General features: G+C 71.3%; 1 protein-coding gene and 1 pseudogene. Both read left to right on the top strand.

Annotated elements, in window-relative coordinates; translation table 11 throughout:
- Positions 1 to 284, top strand: a pseudogene (locus tag AOK17_RS31200) (TetR/AcrR family transcriptional regulator); the annotation flags it as partial.
- A partial coding sequence (locus tag AOK17_RS31205) for a 2-keto-4-pentenoate hydratase (RefSeq protein ID WP_425424651.1) occupies positions 281 to 641 on the top strand: 361 nt, incomplete at its 3' end. The pseudogene AOK17_RS31200 and the gene AOK17_RS31205, both read left to right, overlap by 4 nt.

The following is a 641-nucleotide window of genomic DNA, read 5'->3' on the forward strand; positions in this document are numbered from 1 at the left end:
TCGCGCTGGAGCGGCGGCCCGTGGAACCCCGGGGCCGCACGGTGTTCCTTGAGGTCCGTGAAATCGCCGCCCAGAAGATCGCCGAGGTGGTCGGGACCCTGTTCCCGGACCTGGACGACGAGTCCGTACGCACCCTCACCACCTACGCCGTCGCCGGGGCCGACGGCCTGTTCGTGCACCGGGAGATCAACGGCGACGCCGTCGACCTGGTGGCGCTGTTCGAACTGCACGCACAGCTGATCCACGACGCGGCGACGCGCATGGCATCGAGGAGCAAGGGATGACCCTGACCGGACCACAGCGTGAGGAAGCCTGTCGGCTCCTGCGCGAGGCAGAGCGGCGCGTGGCGCCGATCGACCCACTGTCGGAGCTGCTGCCGGGCCTGGAAGTGGCCGACGCCTACGCGGTCCAGCAGGGCAACATCGCCCGGCGCCTGTCCGCCGGAGCCACCGTCGTCGGCCACAAGGTCGGCCTGACCGCGGCCGCGATGCAGCAGCTTCTCGGCGTGGACGAGCCCGACTTCGGCCACCTCCTGGACGACATGGTCCACCGCGACGGTGGCACGGTGCCCGCGGCCCGTTACTGCCTGCCGCGTATCGAACCGGAGATCTGCTTCCGCCTCGCCCGGCCCCTGCGCGGCC

Source organism: Streptomyces phaeochromogenes (assembly GCF_001418655.1).
Taxonomy (GTDB): Bacteria; Actinomycetota; Actinomycetes; order Streptomycetales; family Streptomycetaceae; genus Streptomyces; species Streptomyces phaeochromogenes.